Origin of the sequence: Candidatus Nitrospira neomarina, from assembly GCF_032051675.1 — a bacterium.
Lineage (GTDB): Bacteria > Nitrospirota > Nitrospiria > Nitrospirales > UBA8639 > Nitrospira_E > Nitrospira_E neomarina.
The window spans coordinates 3,869,044-3,885,432 of sequence record NZ_CP116968.1; the positions used below are offsets into that span (position 1 = coordinate 3,869,044).

The window sequence follows — 16,389 nt, forward strand, 5'->3', positions numbered from 1 at the left end:
AGGAAATTATGGTTACGATTACGTTAATGGGTGATTTGCAAACTGTTGATGGGGAGCGATCCCTTGGATGCGAGATTGCTGACTCCGTCACCGTTAAGCAACTGATCAGGAAACAAGGCAAACCGCTTCGGGAAATTTTTCAGTTGTTAAAAGAAAAAAAAGTCATGGTGACCGTGAATAAACGAATTGCCAGTGAAGAAACTAAAGTCTACGATGGAGATGCCGTCTATATTGTCGCCCACGATGGAATGGGACAAAGCGGACTGACGCTCTCACATTATTAATTCTAGATGACTATGCTGATGGGCCTGGGCCAACGAGGTTCTCGGTGGAGCATCCATGGGTTTCAGTCTTCCGGCAGAGACTTCCGTCCTGAAGCAGACTTCCTGTCAGCGTATTAAAAGGCTCAAAATCACCCATATCCGGGGAGCGATTATTCACGCAAAAAAAGGGAGCCGCCTTACTCGAACGGCTCCCCCTCGAATGTTGAGATTTGATTACCCTTCAGTGATTTGAATCTTGCGAGGTTTGGCAGGCCCCACCTTTGGCAACGTTACTCGCAATACTCCATTATTCAGTTTGGCTTCGATATGTTCCTGATCAATCACTTCCGAAAGAGTAAATTGTCGGAAATATTTCCCGGTCTCGTACTCGCGTAAAACATGCTCCTCCTTCTCAGGAACAGAAACTGACGGCACACCGCTCAAAGAAAGCACATCGTTACGAAGATCAATTGAGACATTTTCGGATGGCACCCCGGGCATATCCGCCACAATGGTCAGGGCCTGATCGTCTTCAAAGATGTCAACATTGGGTGAAAACACCCGACCAGGGATTGTTTGTTCCGCATCCGATTTGACTTCCCGCTTATCCCGTACTTGTATGTCCTGCGTCTGTGTTGTCATGTGTTCATCCTCCTTTGTACTGAATGAGGTTTTCCTCATCACTCGCCTCTGTTTCAATTCTTACCCTGAAATGGCGATTTTTTTCGGTTTAGCCTTTTCGGCTTTCGGCAAGACCACCATTAAAATACCGTGTTGATATTTTGCTTGCACTCGCTCACTGTCCACATCCGTGGGTAATGTTAACTGTCGTCGGATTTTTCCGGCCTCCCGTTCTCGACGATGATATCGCACATGAGATTGCTCATCCGGAATCGCCCGCTCCCCTGTGACAGTAAGATTCCGGCCTGTGACCGACACCTCCAGTTGATCGAGCGTCATGCCTGGAACTTCTGAGCGAACATACACATTTTCGCTGTCCTGTGACACATTCATCAGCGGATAGACACCTGCTGGAGAATCCCACCCATTCACCCTGGATAGTCCATTGAACAAGTGACCAAGATCTCGTCGAAGCCGGTCCAGCTCTGAGACTCCGCCCGAAAAACCATCAAACGGCCAATTTTCCAATCTTCGAATGACCATAGCTTACCCTCCTCTTTGAACTTCTCGTACTCCATTCTTCCAAATGCTTGCTAATTCCTCGTGATACCTTCGAAGGTCAAACATGCATCGATGTTACTTATAAAATAATTTCAAATTTCCGGGAGTCAAGTAGGACGATCATATTCGGGGGAAATGCGTAAAAGGAGTGAGAGATTGTTCGGTACCAACGATCGAGAAAGGGACGAGAATAAAAGCGGAGATAATGAGAAACACAGGGAACTCATTCAGCGAAATTGACCTAAAGAAAGCCATGACCACATCCCTCTCGCTTCAGTCCGTCAGGCTTTTTTGATTATCCGGGAAGGACTTACACGACCTTGTATGGGCGTGCCTGTTCGTTTGAAAAAGAAAAGACTTGTCCTGACCGGAGGGGGGAATTGTTCGCCGACATTGGGAGAATGTTTGGAAAACATCTTTGCGTAAACCGTCTTTGTGTTGGTGCATGGGTATTCGGGCTATGACGACCATGATGGTGAACAATATGGCCGCTATTGACATTGCTCAATCCAAATCGTGAATGTATTACATTCTCAGCAGTGTTTCGCGGTCTGCGGTAGGGCTGCTCACCATTTCAAATAAGGAGGATACGATGAATCAGCGATCTTTCGGTCTCGGATTACTGTTCCTCATGATGTTGGTATGGAGTGGATGCGATTCCGGGGAATACGGAAAAGAAACGAAAACGGAACCCAAAGCGGAAAGTACGCCAATGTCGCCGGCCGAAGCTCCGGGCATGGCGGAAACTCCACAGGTGGAAGGTGCCCTGATGGCAACTGCCGGAGTTGCCGGTGCAGCAGAAAATGAGGAAGGGGTCAATCATTTTCAACAGGGTCATTGGGATGTGGCCCAAGAACATTTTACGAAAGCCATAGCCGCGAATGCTGACCTTCCGGAAGCGCATTATAATCTTGCGCTCGCGTTGGATAAGTTGGGAAACCACGCCGACGCGACGAACCATTTCAAAAAAGCCTTGGAGCTGGCTCCTGCTGATCCGATGATTGCCGGATCTAAAATTCTTCAGGCCCATGTGGGCGGGTGAAATGCCCACGTTGCTATTGGTCTGACAAGTCAGCAGGATTGTCATAGGTCTTTCACGGGCGTTCTTGGTGTTCCCGTAGTGAGGTCCAACGCTGCGCGGATTCCGGTAAGACCTTTTTCACCGGTGGAAGAAAGGTATGTCTTGAGTGCTGGCAGGATATTGAAAAAGTCCGCCAGCGACGTTCCCCTGCCTCGCCGGAGCGGCTTCGCGCAGGCAGGTCGTCCCTTGGCCATGCTCACGTATTTCTCTGCCAGCTCCGCCCGTCCACGTGGCTGTGGCCTTCCTTTCGAGAGGCCTCAGGGCGGGACTGGACGGGCCTTTTTGAGCATTGTGGTTTGTTCATGGAAGATCTAAGATTTTTCAGTACGATAAGCCTCAGAAGAATTTTGAGTTTTTAAAAGGCCTGCTAGGAGCCTTTCTCAAAAATGAGGTTTCCCCGGGATTGATTTTCCCACGACCACACGAGTGACGATAACCGGTTTTTTACTCCACACTCCCTGAAGCAAATTTGCCAGACACTCTCACCATGGATGCGCTGTATTATCCCTTTCATTTGTGCCACGAACAGACGCTTCATCAGATTTTGAAGGATTATTCCCCTGTCCACTTTCTGGATTTTATGGCCTTGCAATTCACCCCATTCATGGGGGCAACAGGGTTTCCAGACCGGATGGGAGATTATTATCCGGAACTATTAGAGAGCGGGAGAATCATCCAAGGGCATGATGTCAGCGGGCCGCTGAGCCCGAGGATGGTTATGGCGGTCAATCAGGATCTCGCCGATCCTCTTTGGCGATCGATCGTTCATGCGGCCTTGAAGGATGATCGACGATTTCAGCGAGGATTAGTAGCGTTCTCTCAGGATAGCCAAGGTCGAAGTTCTGTCCCGACAGACGCAGCGCTATTGGCGGCTTTCCAACAGCCGGAAAGAGAGTTCGCGTTTTATACCGTCGAAACCCTTCAATCCATGAGCCGAAGGCGGTTGCCTGAACGGGAGAACCTGATATTTGAGTATGGATTTGGATTGATTAAAACATCTGCGGCTCTGGTCTATAGTATTCAGCTCTGCCAACACCTGGGCCTTGTTGCCGTCACCGATTCGCCTGCGCATCATCAGCTTCTGAGAAGGACATGTCTGCGGGACAATGTGGATTTAAGTTATGCCTGTGTGAAGCGGGAAGGGTACTAAGGAAGAAAATAGAACAATTCCGGCTACCGGGGTTCCTCATCGCGGATTCGCAGAAAAACCGGAAAGCGAGGGATGCCGTTTTCAGTCAGTCCCTGGTGGCGAAACGAGACCCGGCTATGTAACGGTGGCGGGCGCCGCCGCTGCTCATGACTGAGCCCGCTTCCGATAAAGAAGATGATCCCGTTATCGGTGCGCACCTTGAGTGAACCAATCAGACCGGCAAACTGACCTTTGCCAGGTCTATACCCGATGACTGTGGCCTCGGCATCAGTGAATAATTTCAACTTCAGCAAATCCTGGCTACGGCCACTAGCGTACAACGCGGTGTCCCTGTGCAGCATCAACCCCTCACCGCCTTCATCGATCACCCTGTTCAACCATTTCAACAAGTCTTCTTCGCTCTCGACCCGCTGTTGTTCAATGATCCCCAAATAGGGAGAGGCGCTTTCCGTCTTCAAGCCATTCATCGCGATCACCCGTTGGGCGAAAGTTCCGCCATGTGCCGGGAGATCAAAGGTCATGAAGCGCACATGCCTCCACCCATCATGGGGGTGTTGTGTCCGGACAATGGATGATACTTCTTCATATCGCCCTCGCCCCATCCATAACTCTCCATCCAAGGGCATTGCTGGAAACCCTGTGGTAAACCATTCTGGTGCCGCAAACACATGGCCTCCTCGCGAAATCAAATGCGTCCCATCCCAACGAGCGCGGACGCCGTCGAGTTTTTCGCTGACCCGGTAATGGGTGAGGTCAAGACCCTGCCGATAGATGTCCGCCAACATCAGTTCGGGGATCGTGCCGGCTTGTGGGACAGAGAAAGGAACAAGAATGATGAGGAGAATGACCGCAACCAAGCAGTTTTGAAGCCTGCGGCCAGACCCCGACAGGCCCAACCAATCGGGCGTCAAATTTGGTGGGGATAATCCAGGAAGGGATTGGTCTACATGATCTCCCCCTCGGGAAAGAGTGGTCTGGTCATTCGGCAATGGTGGCAAGAAGTTCGATTTCTTCAGGTAATAACGCCAATTGTCCGGACTGGAGATCGTCTTTCATATGTTGTTCGCTGGTCGTTCCGGTCAACGGGAGCATCCCGATCTGCATGGCAAAGCGAAAGACCACTTGCGCCGGACTCGTCCCTAACCGTTTGGCGATGGCCCGTATGTCGGGATCGCCCACCACGTCCCTGTTGGCCGTAAGCAGTGAAAAACCCTGGTAAATGATGCCATGAGCCTGGCAAATCCCCCTCACTTCTCTATCCCATCCATGGGAGGCATAACACCGGTTCTGCACGACCATGGGTTTAACCCTCGCTTCCGCACAGAGTTGGGTGAGTTGTCCGGCCGTGACATTGCTGATGCCAATCATTTTAGTCTTCCCGGATTGATAGAGCTCCTCCATGGCCGCCCACACTTCCCGGTCCGATTCTCCCAATCCGAATCGTGAATACGGTCCGTGCAAGACATACGAGTCCACATAGTCGGTGTGGAGGTGAGTCAACGAGCTGGCAAAGGATTGCTGCACCTGAGTGGTGAGACTGGCTGAGGCATCATAGGGCGTCCGATGGTCCTGCCCGTTCACCGGCGTAAATTTCGTCTGCAAAAACAGGGCTTCCCGCTTTACTCCTTGCTTGTCGAGGGCCAGCAGAGCTTCACCTACCAGGTCCTCCCGGTAATGAATGAGCTGGTTGGCCGTGTCGATGGCCGTGAATCCCGAAGCCACCGCCAATTGCACCAGATGGGTCGTGGCACCTTCTTTCCATGCCGTGCCATACATCAACGAGGGAAGTGGGACATTATTGTGTGCTGTCAATGTCATAATGATTCCTCCAGATTCAACGACCTACCCGGTTTGTCATCTTCCTGTCCAGTTTTCATTGCCGAACGATGGAAATATGGGACCCTATTCTAGCTACTTCACTTGTATTTTTCAGGTCTTCAGAAGGTATTTTGGGAGAAATGGAAAGGACTGTTGAATTTGCCCCCATTAGGAATGAGGTCATGGACTGCCTGGGCAGCAGATATCCCGGGAGAGACGCTATCAATGACCATAGTTCCGGCCGTCACTCTACAGATGTTCCCGTCCATGGGGAGAGCGAAGATCCTGGTCGGGGCCGAGGGGAACGATACCCGTGGGGTTAATGTCATCGTGGGTGATGTAATAATGGCGTTTAATGTGATCCATATTGACGGTGTCCGCCACGTCATCGTATTGAAAGAGATCTTTGAGGTAGCCAAACAAATTGGGATAATCAATGATTCGCCGGATATTACATTTGAAATGTCCGTGATACACCGCGTCGAATCTGATAAGCGTCACGAACAGACGCCAATCTGTCTCTATCGGGTTCATGCCAAAGAGAAATCGTTGTATGTTTAATCGCGATTCTAATCCATCCAACGCCTCAAATAGACGCCGGACAGCATGTTCATAGGCTGATTGAGACGTCGCAAACCCTGCGCGGTAGACACCATCATTTACCTGTTCATAAATATCGTGATTCAGGTGGTCAATCTCCTGCCGAAGATCAACCGGATCAAGGTCTAACGTACTCACTGTGAATTGATTAAAGGCCGAATTGAACATCCGCATAATGTCGTCATCAGAATTACTCACAATACGCCTGGTTTCACGATCCCACAACACGGGAACGGTCACGCGCCTGCGATAGGCCGGATCGGTCGCACGATAAGCCTCACTCAGAAACTGAAACCCGTTGACGGGGTCGGTTGAATGTCCAGGGCCGTCTCGAAAGGCCCAACCCCGCTCATCCCGGATAGGATCAACCACCGTCATGCCAATCACGTCTTCCAATCGCTTAAGCTTTCGCACAATAATCGTGCGATGCGCCCACGGACATGCCCAGGAGACGTACAGATGATACCGCCCCCGCGCCGCTGGAAATTCTGAACTACCATCATCAGTCACCCATTCCCGGAATGCATCACCTTGCCGGGCAAAAGCGCCTTCACTTGATTGTTCTTCAGGAAATTGCGGTTTTTTGTTCATGGGATCCTCAATGACTTCACCATGATTCTTAATATGCCTCAGCGGGCGTGGTTTTCTCTACTTGATGGCTTCCCGGGAGCAATAACTTCGATGCACAAAGTTTTTCCCCACTCTATCATGGGTGGCAATGGCGTTCATCTCATCGAGAGTGGATCTCGGAACTGGCCGAATCGATTCAACAGAAATTTGCCCAATTTAAAATTTGAAAAACCATGCAATTTGATGAGAAAAAGGCTGAAGTTTATGGAATCCAAAAATTGGTCAGGCGATTCCTTGCTAGAAAAACGGCATGAGAAGTGATTTGATTTTGCTATGGATTACTTCTGCTTATAGGTGGCGTGGCTCCTGTTGCGCCCGGGCATTTAAGTTTGGGGCCGCCTCTTTCCGGCACCAGATACCATCATCAATTTACTGGAGAATCGGTGTTTTCTGAGAATATGGGGCGTTGGCGGGAATGTCAGAGTAATTGAAAGGTGAATTTTGGGAACGGTTCCTTATTCGATCACCTCGGTTTCCATGCGGGACTGAAACGGGCTGGTGCCGGAAATCTCGGTGCATCTGCCGGTTCCCCACCTCCAGGTGAACTCTCCATTGCATGTCTCCGCCAGGCTTGCAGGATCACCGAGAATGGATGATTTCGTGTGTGCCCTGGAGGGAAATCGTGCATGTTCCAAACGAATCACGGGCTTCAGTCTTTTGAGCAATACTCATCGACATGTGACTGCGAATTTGTGAGACCTAGGGATTCCTGCAAAGAAGTGCGCCGTTTAATTCTTCATGGAAAAATTTGCGGTAGGTTTCCATTTCGAACATATTACCATTGCCCGAGCAATCACATGCCCTCCGACAATTGTCCACTCCAACCCTCAATGTATCCGGGGAACAGGAGCAGGCTGAAGATACACAATTTTACATTATCATGCTTATTCCTAATCCAATTTTCAGTCTTAAACCGGCAGACAGTTTTGGCAGCCCGGAGACCCTTTAACTGGAACCGAAGCAGATGATGGTGAATGTCCCAGGTTAAGAGACTTAAAATGTAAAACGGGTGTTTTTCTAAAGCACGCCAGGAGATTTTGGCCCCTCAAATTGACTAGATCTACAGCGCTGGCCTTAGGGTCTTACAAAAGTCGAGATAGCCTTGAGCAATTATATTGAAAAACCCAGGGTTTTATAGAGTACCCATTTCTGAGTTTTACCCTTATAAGTGTCAATAAGTGCCGAGTTTTTTTTCGAAAACGTTCGGAAAGGCAGATTACTCATGGAACAATTTTCCTCTTGTCCTTCACTGGCCTCCCATCTGAATAAATCGGAGATTACATCTTCCAGGAAGTCTAAAGCTCAATGGAATCCCCACGAAAATTGTCAATGTTTAATGATTGTGGGTAATGATTCTGCGACGGGAATGTTGAAGTATCCACTAGAACAATGGGGATACGATGTTGTTTCGGCAAGAAATGGATGGGAAGCCCTCGTTCTGGCGGGTCGCAGACCGGTGGATGGAATGCTTGTTGATATGGATATGCCCATTATGGACGGGCCGACCATGCTTCGTGAATTGCGATGGTTGGGATATCAGATTCCTGTGCTGATGATGTCAAACGAGTTGGACGAAGACGTTCATCGTCAACTGTTGATGGAAGGAGCCCAAGCCTTCGTTTTGAAACCGCCTCATCTCCAATCTCTCCAGCAAACTTGCAGACAAGTATTTGCAAAGGATGCAGTTGAGGAATATGCCGCTTCTTATTTCCCTGCTAGTTCGAACAAGAAATAAAAAATCTGGTTGGGAGGGATTTTTAAAATCTACCTTGCCCGGTGTCCACCATACCTGAGGTTGTCCCTCCCCGTTCGTGCCTGCCAAGTAGCTCCGGTTTATTTCTTTAATTCGATTTTTCGCATAGCAGGCAGCCTGTCTGCAGTCACCAATTGGCCTCCGTCTTGCTCTATTTTAGAATTGTCTGGTAGGTTCAAGACTGGTGTTTTGCCATCAGGCTTAAACCCTTGCAGGGAGGAATACGACTATGGGAGAGGTTGATACATCGCCAGCAGTTGCCTCCAAGGTCATGGAGGATCTCACGGCGTTAGATGTGGATCCGGACAAATGTCAGCGTCTCTATAAGGCTGCGCTGATTCAGTCGAGTACAGGCGTGACCTATCGGATGTTGTCCAGGATCCTTGAGACCGGAAAGGTGGATATCGTCCACTATGCCTGTGACTTGGATGCAGAAGGTAAGCCGACGACGAAGTGGAAGATCAGGCGTATCCTTGAGCAAGCCCCCGAACGGTTCGACAAGGAGGTTGAGGCCATCAAGAAGTCCATTGCCGACGAGAGTGAGACCGTGAAGGGCGCATGGGTGCATGATATGACTGAGCTCCCTGACGTGCCGGCACAGGGGAAGAGCCTGGATGAGTGGTCGCGCAGCATGACCACAGAGGTGAAGAAGAAACCAGGCTAGCAGGGTGTTGAAAAAGTTCGCCAGAGAATGCCAGGTTGCGGATCCTGGTGGTTACATTCAAAATCTCATGGCTTTTAAGTGAGGTGAGGATGGCGATATGTCGGCTGTCGGTGGTGAAGCGCTTATGACGACCGTCAATCGTTGGTGAGCCTCACGAAGCGAGCGCTCCACATCATCCGGTGTCTTGCCTCGTGCTAAGAGAAAGCCTAAGTAGCGTGTCCCTTCCGGAAGCGGAATGAGTGCTTCTCCAGGCTCTGCTGTTATCGTCAGCTCGACAATTCCTGGTACCGCCTTGGCTTCAGTTTGCCCCCTTACTTCATGTAACCTCCCGCTATACGGAATCGGAAGCATCATGACTCCCGCCGCCTGCTCTTGCCGGATGAGAGGAGGAATCGGCATCCGGAGTGCGTGGCGAAGGATCAGTTCTTCGAGCGATATGCCTGCCGAAAAGTCCAGCGTTCTGGAGCAGCGTCCGCCGATGGCTCGTGCCGCCATCTCAATGACCCACACGCCGCTCTCATTCAAGCGGAACTCCCCATGCACCGGCCCTTCCCGGAGTCCGAGTGCCGTTGCCGTTCGATCTGCGCAGTCCACAACTTGCTGTTGTCGGGTGGAGGAGAGACGGGAAGGCGTGATATAGAGGGTCTCCTCAAAGTAAGGGCCGTCGAGCGGATCAGGTTTATCAAACATCGCCAGCGGCTGGAAGACTCCCTTTGTGAGCAGACCCTCCAACGCCACTTCGATTCCCGGGACAAAATCTTCGGCGAGGATCCAGTTGGCCTGCTCGTCCACTGCTGCCAGATCTAAGTTGATGAGGAGGGTGCCCACCCGACGGAACGCATTTTCAAACTCCTGTTCGTCATTGGCACGAATCACCCCACAACTGGCGGAAAGAATGAGAGGTTTTACGACGCAGGGATAGACCACCTGCTTTGCGAAGGCTTTCGAATCGCCGTCGAGGGGGAATACCTTATGGGAAGGAACAGGAATGCCCTGTCGGGACAATAATTCTCGCATCTGCCGCTTGTTTCTGGCGGCGGTGACGGACGCGACAGAGTTATGGGGTAATCCGACTGCTTCCGCGATGGCAGCAGCTGTGACAGCGGTCACGTCGTCGACTCCGATCACCGCATCGATCGGGTGATGTCGGATGAATGCGATTACAGTCCGGGCGGCGGCCTGTGGGTGTCGAACATCGAGTAGCAACACGTTGTCCGACGCGACGAGAAGGTCTTCCGGAGCCTGCTCTGTCCCAATGGTTACGGATACCTGCACCCGTTGGGCTGCTTCGAGAAACGCCTCTGCTCGATAGGTTGTGGTCGGCAAAAGCAGGAGGAGCCTTGGCATCGTGATTTCTTAAAAGGAGGCTGGAAAATTCCGTGAGCTTCGTGCCTGCATGGTTCGGATTTTTAATATACAGGAGAGAGGGTACGATTAAGCGGTTCTATGGTTTTCCAACTTCCTGCCAGGAGGCAGTTGGAGCGAATATTTACAAGCGGGATCGATGAAACACCTCCAATTGGCGATTGGCCTCGGTGATGACTGCCAACTTACCCACGACGTCGGCCACTCTGGCACCGGGAATGGCGTAGTAGCCCTCATCGTTCCCGAGTCCGGTGTAGACGCGGTTTCCGATACAGCCAAAACTGGTCGCCGCATGTCCCGATTGCAGTGATTCCGGCAACACAGCGCAGGTCGGCCGTCCCATGGTCGCACTGCCGCCGGGTACGCCCGCTGCCTGTGTCGCTTCTGCCAGAAGCATCAGCTGTTTGACGGTCCCTCGAACCAGCACCACGTCCGGAGTGAAAGTGGCCTGGATGAGTGGCGCATAGACGGCCACGTGAAAGGTCTCTTCTCGATGCGGGATCATCGGAATTTCTTTCATCGTAAGGTACTGCATGTCCACCATCGTCTGTACCAGACCGTTCAGCTCCGTCGCGACCTGGGGTGGGAGCTCCACACCGTGGGTATGGGCTCCGACCGGACAACCAAAGTGATCCGATCCTTCCGTATAGAAGGCCTGGCCCTCAGCCGCGAGCTTCCAATAGCCGCATCCTGCCGGTGCAGGAGTGGTGACCCGTGGAATACCCGGAGGTGCAGTATTCCGAAATGCGATGGCCACTGCGGGGATTTTTAATCCTAAAAGTTCCTGTATCTTCGTGCCTTGAATTTTGAGTTCAGATTCCACGTCTCATCCCCTTCTCAACTCTATATGTGCCTCATCTATCCATTTTTGTAGGATGCTAAAAAATCCGCCAGCGTCGTTCCCTGCCTTCGCCGCGCTTCCTTCGCCGAAGTAGCTACCAAGGCTGAAAGCGGCTTCGCGTCTACGCGCTGGAGCACGCTTCGACGCGCAAGCGCGCAGGCAGGTCGCTTCGTTCAGACCCTCAACGTAGAGGGTCTGCCTCGGGCCTTCACTTGCTGCGGCCTTCCCTTCGAGGGCCTCAGGACAGGACTTGACGGCTCTTTTGAGTATCCTGCGTGAGCATTTTTCTATTTTGCCACATTTGGGGTCTATCGAGGCCTCAGCGAGCCAACATCGTTCTCTGACAGCCTACTAGATTTCCCCATGCCCCTTTGTCAGCAACGGCCTGAACTGCTGGGTTGTCGGCTCAGCGCAGCAGAACCATGATTCCGTTAACCGGGGGGGCTTCGGACGATCATGCCTGCTCACCCTTGTCCGAGTCGAGGTCTCAGCGGGCCGCCCGGCTATTTTATCGGCACTCGCTCGAATACGATCAAAGGTTACCATCGCATCTTCCTCTTCCTTGGCACTCGCTTCCACGATCGCACTCACCGCCTGATGTAGTTGATCCATCCGCTCATCCGGATGTGTCCATGGATACTGAAAGCTGGCTTGATCCAGTGGACCGAGAAACTTCTGAATGTCGGACTTGGCGAGAAGTGCCGAGCCGGGCGGCACCAAGAGACGAATGCTCAACTGTACGGGGTCGGTCGCGTCGATCAGATCGTGGTCTTCCACCATGTCCAACATATGAAGGTAATCGTCTAGGCTGGTCCAGGGCGTGAAGGCCACGAGCGACGGGCGAAGCGTGATGCCGGCTTCGCGCAGAATGGCGAGCGCCGTGATGATATCAGTTCCTGTATGCCCCTTGTCTAACAGTTTCAGAACATTGTTGCTGAACGACTCCACTGCGGAGATGATGAACAGACAACCCTGTGCTTCAAGGTCCGGCATCAGAGTACGGTGCTTCAAAAGGTGTTCGATCTTTGCGGTGAAATCAAAGGTCAGATGCGGAAACTCCTCATGCATCCTGCGAACAATGTTGAGGGAATGCCCAGGCCCGTTCAAAAAATCAGGATCGCCGAAAGTGATATGCGTTGCGCCTGAATGTACTTGATGCCGAATGTCCTCGAGGACAACGGCCTCCGGGACAAGGAAGAATCGCCCTTCATAGACCGGCACGATGGGGCAATGAAGGCAAAGATGAAGGCATCCACGACTGGTCTCGACGTACCCGACCAGTCGTTCTGTCCCGTTCTCTTCGAGCCGGGCATATTGTTCCAGCATCGGGAGTCCTGTCCGACTTGGGATTGGTTGGGACGTTGTTGAAGTGGTTGAGTAGGGCCGCTTCAAATAGGGGGCAACGACCAGGTTTGGAAAGCTCACTCCCTCGAGATGTTTGATCGTCTGACCTCCATCGAGTGTCTCAATGAGTGATCGTAGCGGAAGCTCATATTCTCCGCCCACCACAGTATCGGCCAACTCCTGAAGCAAATATTCCGCATTGATCGAGGCGTACAGGCCATAGAAACAGATGTGGCAGGCTGGATTTATTTCGCGAATCAGCTCGGCTACGCGCACCCCAAGCCTGAGGGCGGTGTGCATGGGTACCGAGATCCCGACAAATCTGGCGAGCCTGAGAGCCGGTTCATCAATGGTTTCAACGGCGATGTCGAGGCCAACTGGCGAATACCCGGCTTGCTCGAGAAATCCCATCGGCTGGGCGATGCCAAGAGGTTGGTGGCCCAATTCATAACAGGAGACCAACATGATCGCGCCCGGTTCCCTGAGCAACAATCGTTCTATTGTAGGTTCGGTAACGTGTTCCATGGTCCATTGCTGCCTTCCATATGGGGAGATGTCACTGGTAGCACACCCCTGAGAGTCGGCGCAAATGAGGTCTATGTGGGCCCTGGGGACAATATTTAATGGCCAAAGCCGTGCTTTGGCTCGGTCATGTCCTGAGGCCAAACTCTTGAGTATTGTGATCGAACAAAAAGGTATGGAGACTTTCTCTGCCAGTCCAGAAGAACCAAGGGGCTGCTCCCTCTATTGGGAGCCGCGTTTTTCGTTTTTGGAATAGAGGTGGACTCTGCCTTAAGGATTCTCTAACTGCCATGCTGAAGGGTTCACTGTCGTTCCCTCAGTTCCCAACACCGCAAGCAGGGGTTACATGCTTGTTCTTGAGGTTCCCCCTAAGGGAGTTGCCCGTTAAAACCAGGGACAAGTTATGAATTGGCTTTAAAACTTTCTGCTTGCTTCTTAATGCCTATAATCGATCATTCTGCATATATTTTTTTATGGTTGGATGTCTACCGGAAAATTTTTTCAGTCCGTCGGATAGTTCCAACCTTCACATTGTAGGATTTCCCCTAATGTCTTTGTGTTTTTTAAGGCATAAACCTTCGCTGAAATTGAGGAATAGAGATGCCAATTCCCATCTATTTTATGAAAACAATATGAAATATAAGACATTTTTAATTTAAGCCTCGCCCTATATTTTTTGGTCTATATTTTGCTTTGAATTATGAATTAGTTCTTTTGCTCATCCAATCATTTTTGTACTTGTTCATCCCCCTCCCCCTTCACCCAATGGTTTTCAGTTTGAAACCGGTTTGAAAGAGAGGCTCTCTCATGAACCATCTGCCTTCATCTCCTCCATTGGCAAAAGATTTAATGGACCCAAAAGCCTTACCACTAAGAAGTGGAAAATTCGAGAACGATCTGGCCTTGCAATTCCTCTCCGGTCAATATTGTGGATGGCCGGTGGTTGATTCCACCCGCAAAATTCTTGGAGTCGTGTCGGACCTCCGGCTGTTCGAGGCCGTTTCACGATTACATTCGCTGGATGAACTCAGGGTCGAAGATACCATTACCCCGCCCGTTTATGTGCATGAGAGTGAATCGCTTGATTCCGTGTTGCATCTGATGACCCAAAAACACATCCAGAGAATGCCTGTGGTGGGTGATCAGAATCTTGTCGGAGTCATCTCCAAGGCCAATGTGTTACGGCATTGTCTCCCAACCTCGACTCCCTCCCAAGTCGTTTCTTCGTGCGCATGGTGTGAACGCGTGCCGGATCCCCTTGTACCGCCGGCTGGTGCGAAAGGAAGTCAGACATTAGCGTCCTTTTTGTCGATGGACCATCTCAAATTCTCTGGGGTCGATCTTGTGCATACCTATTGCCCTTCTTGTCTGCAAACCCTTCAGGCACTCACCACAGCATCCGGGAGTTTGTCCTCCGACGAGACCGAGGACCAGGAGGTCCGTCCATGTCTGTTGGTGGTTGATGATGACCCTTCTGTGGGCAGGCTGTTAAGTCAGACGCTCAAGGAATGGGGATATGAGGTCCTTGTTGCGAGAAATGGATGGGAAGGCTTGGCTGTGGCAAGCCGCCAAACGGTAGATGGTATTCTATTGGATATGGAGATGCCCATTATGGATGGGCGGACCATGCTGGATGAATTACGATGGTTGGGACATCAAATGCCGGTGATGATGATGTCTGGCGCGTCGGACGAACGAGCCCTCCGGCAACTGCTACAGGAGGGGGCTCAGGGGTTTTTTGTCAAACCGTTTCATCTGAAATCTCTCAAGGAAGCCTGTCGCAGGATCATGCAAAAAAAAGAGGCACCGTACTTTTTTGCCCACCATGTGGTCTGAGCAAGGTACCGAAACCGAGGGCACAAAGGTGGCATTCGGCTGCTGCCTGGAAAACCCTTTTCAGCTGGCAATGCCTTCCCGACCCAACAAGCTTCTTAAACTCTGAATCACCGGAAAAACTTCCTGGTTCCAATCGGCGCCCTGGCGATCATAGGCTTTCTGTTCTTCCTCGACAATCCACCGGTCTTGTGCAAAAATTCCATTGGTAAACCACACAATAAACGGCCACAAGAGGTGGATGAGCCCGGGAATTGAAGGTTTCCTGACCATCATCAACCCAAAGGTGTGATTGATTCGTTGGGCAGGATCAACGGGAACATACACATTCCAGAGATTTAATGCGGGGTGAATACTTCCGGCTGTCCAAAACTGGAGCGTTTGATAGGGATAGTTGGTACAGATGGTCATCAGATCATGCTTTGGCCCACCTGCTGATTCTTTGGTTCTTCCTAGAATGAGTTTCTCTCCGAGTGGTTGGGCGCCTTTGATTCGAGAGAAGGTGTAATCGACTTCCACGGCATGCGGCCGCTCTCGAAGTTCCAGAAAGACCGTTCGGATCCCGCCCATGAGTCGACGATGCAAAAACTGATGGTTCATATCCATTAGGTTCTCATGCATGAATGAGTAATGGCAGCCCACCTGACGGTCAAGGTATCGAGTTTTATATTGTGGATCATCTGCGAAGGATATATCAGGGAACTCGATCTCATTCACCCGGCCCGCTGCCCCCGGAAACACAAATACCAGCCCATAGGCTTCACGACAGGGAAAACTCCTGACTCCTGCTGGTCGTGGTTGGTTTTTTTCTAAATAGGGTACACCCATGCATCGCCCTGTCCGGTCAAATGTCCAGGAATGATACCCACACTGGACATGCTCTCCATGCACCACCCCGCAATGGAGCGGTACCTGCCGATGGGCGCATCGGTCTTCGAGCGCATAGACGATGCCGTTTTCGGTTCGGACTAACACGATGGGATTGCCGGCAAAGGACACTCCAAGCATTTTTCCCTTTTTCAGATCTCTGGAGCGTGCGAGCGGATACCAATTGTCCGGGTGAAGACCTGTTTTTCGTAAATCAGATGTGAGAGGCGATTTCCCGGGTCGGGAGGCAGAGCCTTCAAGAACAATGAGAGCGTCGCTTACTTTCTGTCTGTCTAAGTGCATTTGAGATTGTTTATTCATGAATATCTCCAAGAAAGAAAACACTCGTGAAGGGAAAGGCCTGTGAAATTTCAGCGATATAGAGCAATAACCGGAATCGTATGAGGTTTTGGACTGGCATTACGCGAGATGAAGAGTGAAGAGGGTAGGGACTCGAATGATTCGTTAATGGAGCA

General features: G+C 51.1%; 15 protein-coding genes. 6 read left to right on the top strand and 9 right to left on the bottom strand.

The features are described from left to right. The first annotated feature begins 8 nt into the window (after window positions 1-8). The gene (locus PQG83_RS16680; protein ID WP_312743447.1) at window positions 9-284 is read left to right on the top strand and encodes a MoaD/ThiS family protein; all 276 of its coding nucleotides are present in this window, start codon (window positions 9-11) and stop codon (window positions 282-284) included. A 213-nt stretch (window positions 285-497) separates the two neighbouring features. Here PQG83_RS16680 and PQG83_RS16685 read toward each other — a convergent pair whose 3' ends face one another. Both PQG83_RS16685 and PQG83_RS16690 read right to left on the bottom strand, forming a co-directional pair. Next, window positions 498-905, bottom strand: a complete 408-nt coding sequence (locus PQG83_RS16685; protein WP_312645926.1) for an Hsp20/alpha crystallin family protein — start codon at window positions 903-905, stop codon at window positions 498-500. A 60-nt stretch (window positions 906-965) separates the two neighbouring features. Continuing rightward, complete coding sequence (locus PQG83_RS16690) at window positions 966-1,427, bottom strand: Hsp20/alpha crystallin family protein (RefSeq protein ID WP_312743450.1); 462 nt, start codon at window positions 1,425-1,427, stop codon at window positions 966-968. Window positions 1,428-2,037: 610 nt separating this feature from the next. Between PQG83_RS16690 and PQG83_RS16695 the strand changes: the two genes are divergently transcribed. Next, window positions 2,038-2,487 carry a tetratricopeptide repeat protein gene (locus PQG83_RS16695; protein ID WP_312743452.1) on the top strand — a complete coding sequence of 150 codons (450 nt, stop codon included), beginning with the start codon at window positions 2,038-2,040 and terminating at the stop codon, window positions 2,485-2,487. A 508-nt stretch (window positions 2,488-2,995) separates the two neighbouring features. After that, window positions 2,996-3,676 carry a hypothetical protein gene (locus PQG83_RS16700; RefSeq protein WP_312743455.1) on the top strand — a complete coding sequence of 227 codons (681 nt, stop codon included), beginning with the start codon at window positions 2,996-2,998 and terminating at the stop codon, window positions 3,674-3,676. A 23-nt stretch (window positions 3,677-3,699) separates the two neighbouring features. Here the strand turns inward: PQG83_RS16700 and PQG83_RS16705 are convergent, their stop codons facing one another. The 3 genes from PQG83_RS16705 to PQG83_RS16715 all read right to left on the bottom strand — a co-directional run bounded on the left by PQG83_RS16705 (window position 3,700) and on the right by PQG83_RS16715 (window position 6,685). After that, window positions 3,700-4,674 carry a DNA ligase gene (locus tag PQG83_RS16705; RefSeq protein ID WP_312743458.1) on the bottom strand — a complete coding sequence of 325 codons (975 nt, stop codon included), beginning with the start codon at window positions 4,672-4,674 and terminating at the stop codon, window positions 3,700-3,702. Then, complete coding sequence (locus PQG83_RS16710) at window positions 4,655-5,494, bottom strand: aldo/keto reductase family protein (RefSeq protein ID WP_312743461.1); 840 nt, start codon at window positions 5,492-5,494, stop codon at window positions 4,655-4,657. Before PQG83_RS16710 ends, PQG83_RS16705 begins: the two co-directional genes overlap by 20 nt. Window positions 5,495-5,743: 249 nt before the next feature. After that, window positions 5,744-6,685 carry a glutathione S-transferase family protein gene (locus PQG83_RS16715; RefSeq protein WP_312743463.1) on the bottom strand — a complete coding sequence of 314 codons (942 nt, stop codon included), beginning with the start codon at window positions 6,683-6,685 and terminating at the stop codon, window positions 5,744-5,746. A gap of 1,381 nt (window positions 6,686-8,066) precedes the next feature. On the opposite strand from PQG83_RS16715, the gene PQG83_RS16720 reads away from it, so the two are divergent. Together PQG83_RS16720 and PQG83_RS16725 are read left to right on the top strand one after the other, a co-directional pair. Continuing rightward, on the top strand, window positions 8,067-8,459 hold the full coding sequence (locus tag PQG83_RS16720) for a response regulator (protein ID WP_312743466.1): 393 nt from the start codon (window positions 8,067-8,069) through the stop codon (window positions 8,457-8,459). A gap of 247 nt (window positions 8,460-8,706) precedes the next feature. Then, complete coding sequence (locus PQG83_RS16725) at window positions 8,707-9,141, top strand: hypothetical protein (protein ID WP_312743469.1); 435 nt, start codon at window positions 8,707-8,709, stop codon at window positions 9,139-9,141. 57 nt (window positions 9,142-9,198) lie between these two features. Here PQG83_RS16725 and PQG83_RS16730 read toward each other — a convergent pair whose 3' ends face one another. The 3 genes from PQG83_RS16730 to PQG83_RS16740 form a co-directional block, all read right to left on the bottom strand. Continuing rightward, window positions 9,199-10,488, bottom strand: coding sequence for an ATP-grasp domain-containing protein (locus PQG83_RS16730; protein WP_312743472.1), 1,290 nt, complete (start codon window positions 10,486-10,488; stop codon window positions 9,199-9,201). Between the two features lie 142 nt (window positions 10,489-10,630). Further along, window positions 10,631-11,329: a DUF169 domain-containing protein gene (locus PQG83_RS16735; protein ID WP_312743475.1), complete on the bottom strand. Its 699-nt coding sequence runs from the start codon at window positions 11,327-11,329 to the stop codon at window positions 10,631-10,633. Between the two features lie 369 nt (window positions 11,330-11,698). Beyond that, window positions 11,699-13,216 carry a CUAEP/CCAEP-tail radical SAM (seleno)protein gene (locus PQG83_RS16740; protein ID WP_312743478.1) on the bottom strand — a complete coding sequence of 506 codons (1,518 nt, stop codon included), beginning with the start codon at window positions 13,214-13,216 and terminating at the stop codon, window positions 11,699-11,701. An 804-nt stretch (window positions 13,217-14,020) separates the two neighbouring features. Between PQG83_RS16740 and PQG83_RS16745 the strand changes: the two genes are divergently transcribed. Continuing rightward, window positions 14,021-15,049: a response regulator gene (locus PQG83_RS16745; protein WP_312743480.1), complete on the top strand. Its 1,029-nt coding sequence runs from the start codon at window positions 14,021-14,023 to the stop codon at window positions 15,047-15,049. Window positions 15,050-15,109: 60 nt separating this feature from the next. Here PQG83_RS16745 and PQG83_RS16750 read toward each other — a convergent pair whose 3' ends face one another. Beyond that, window positions 15,110-16,216 (bottom strand): Rieske 2Fe-2S domain-containing protein, encoded by a 1,107-nt coding sequence (locus tag PQG83_RS16750; RefSeq protein WP_376753605.1) that lies wholly within the window; start codon window positions 16,214-16,216, stop codon window positions 15,110-15,112. Window positions 16,217-16,389: the final 173 nt, after the last annotated feature.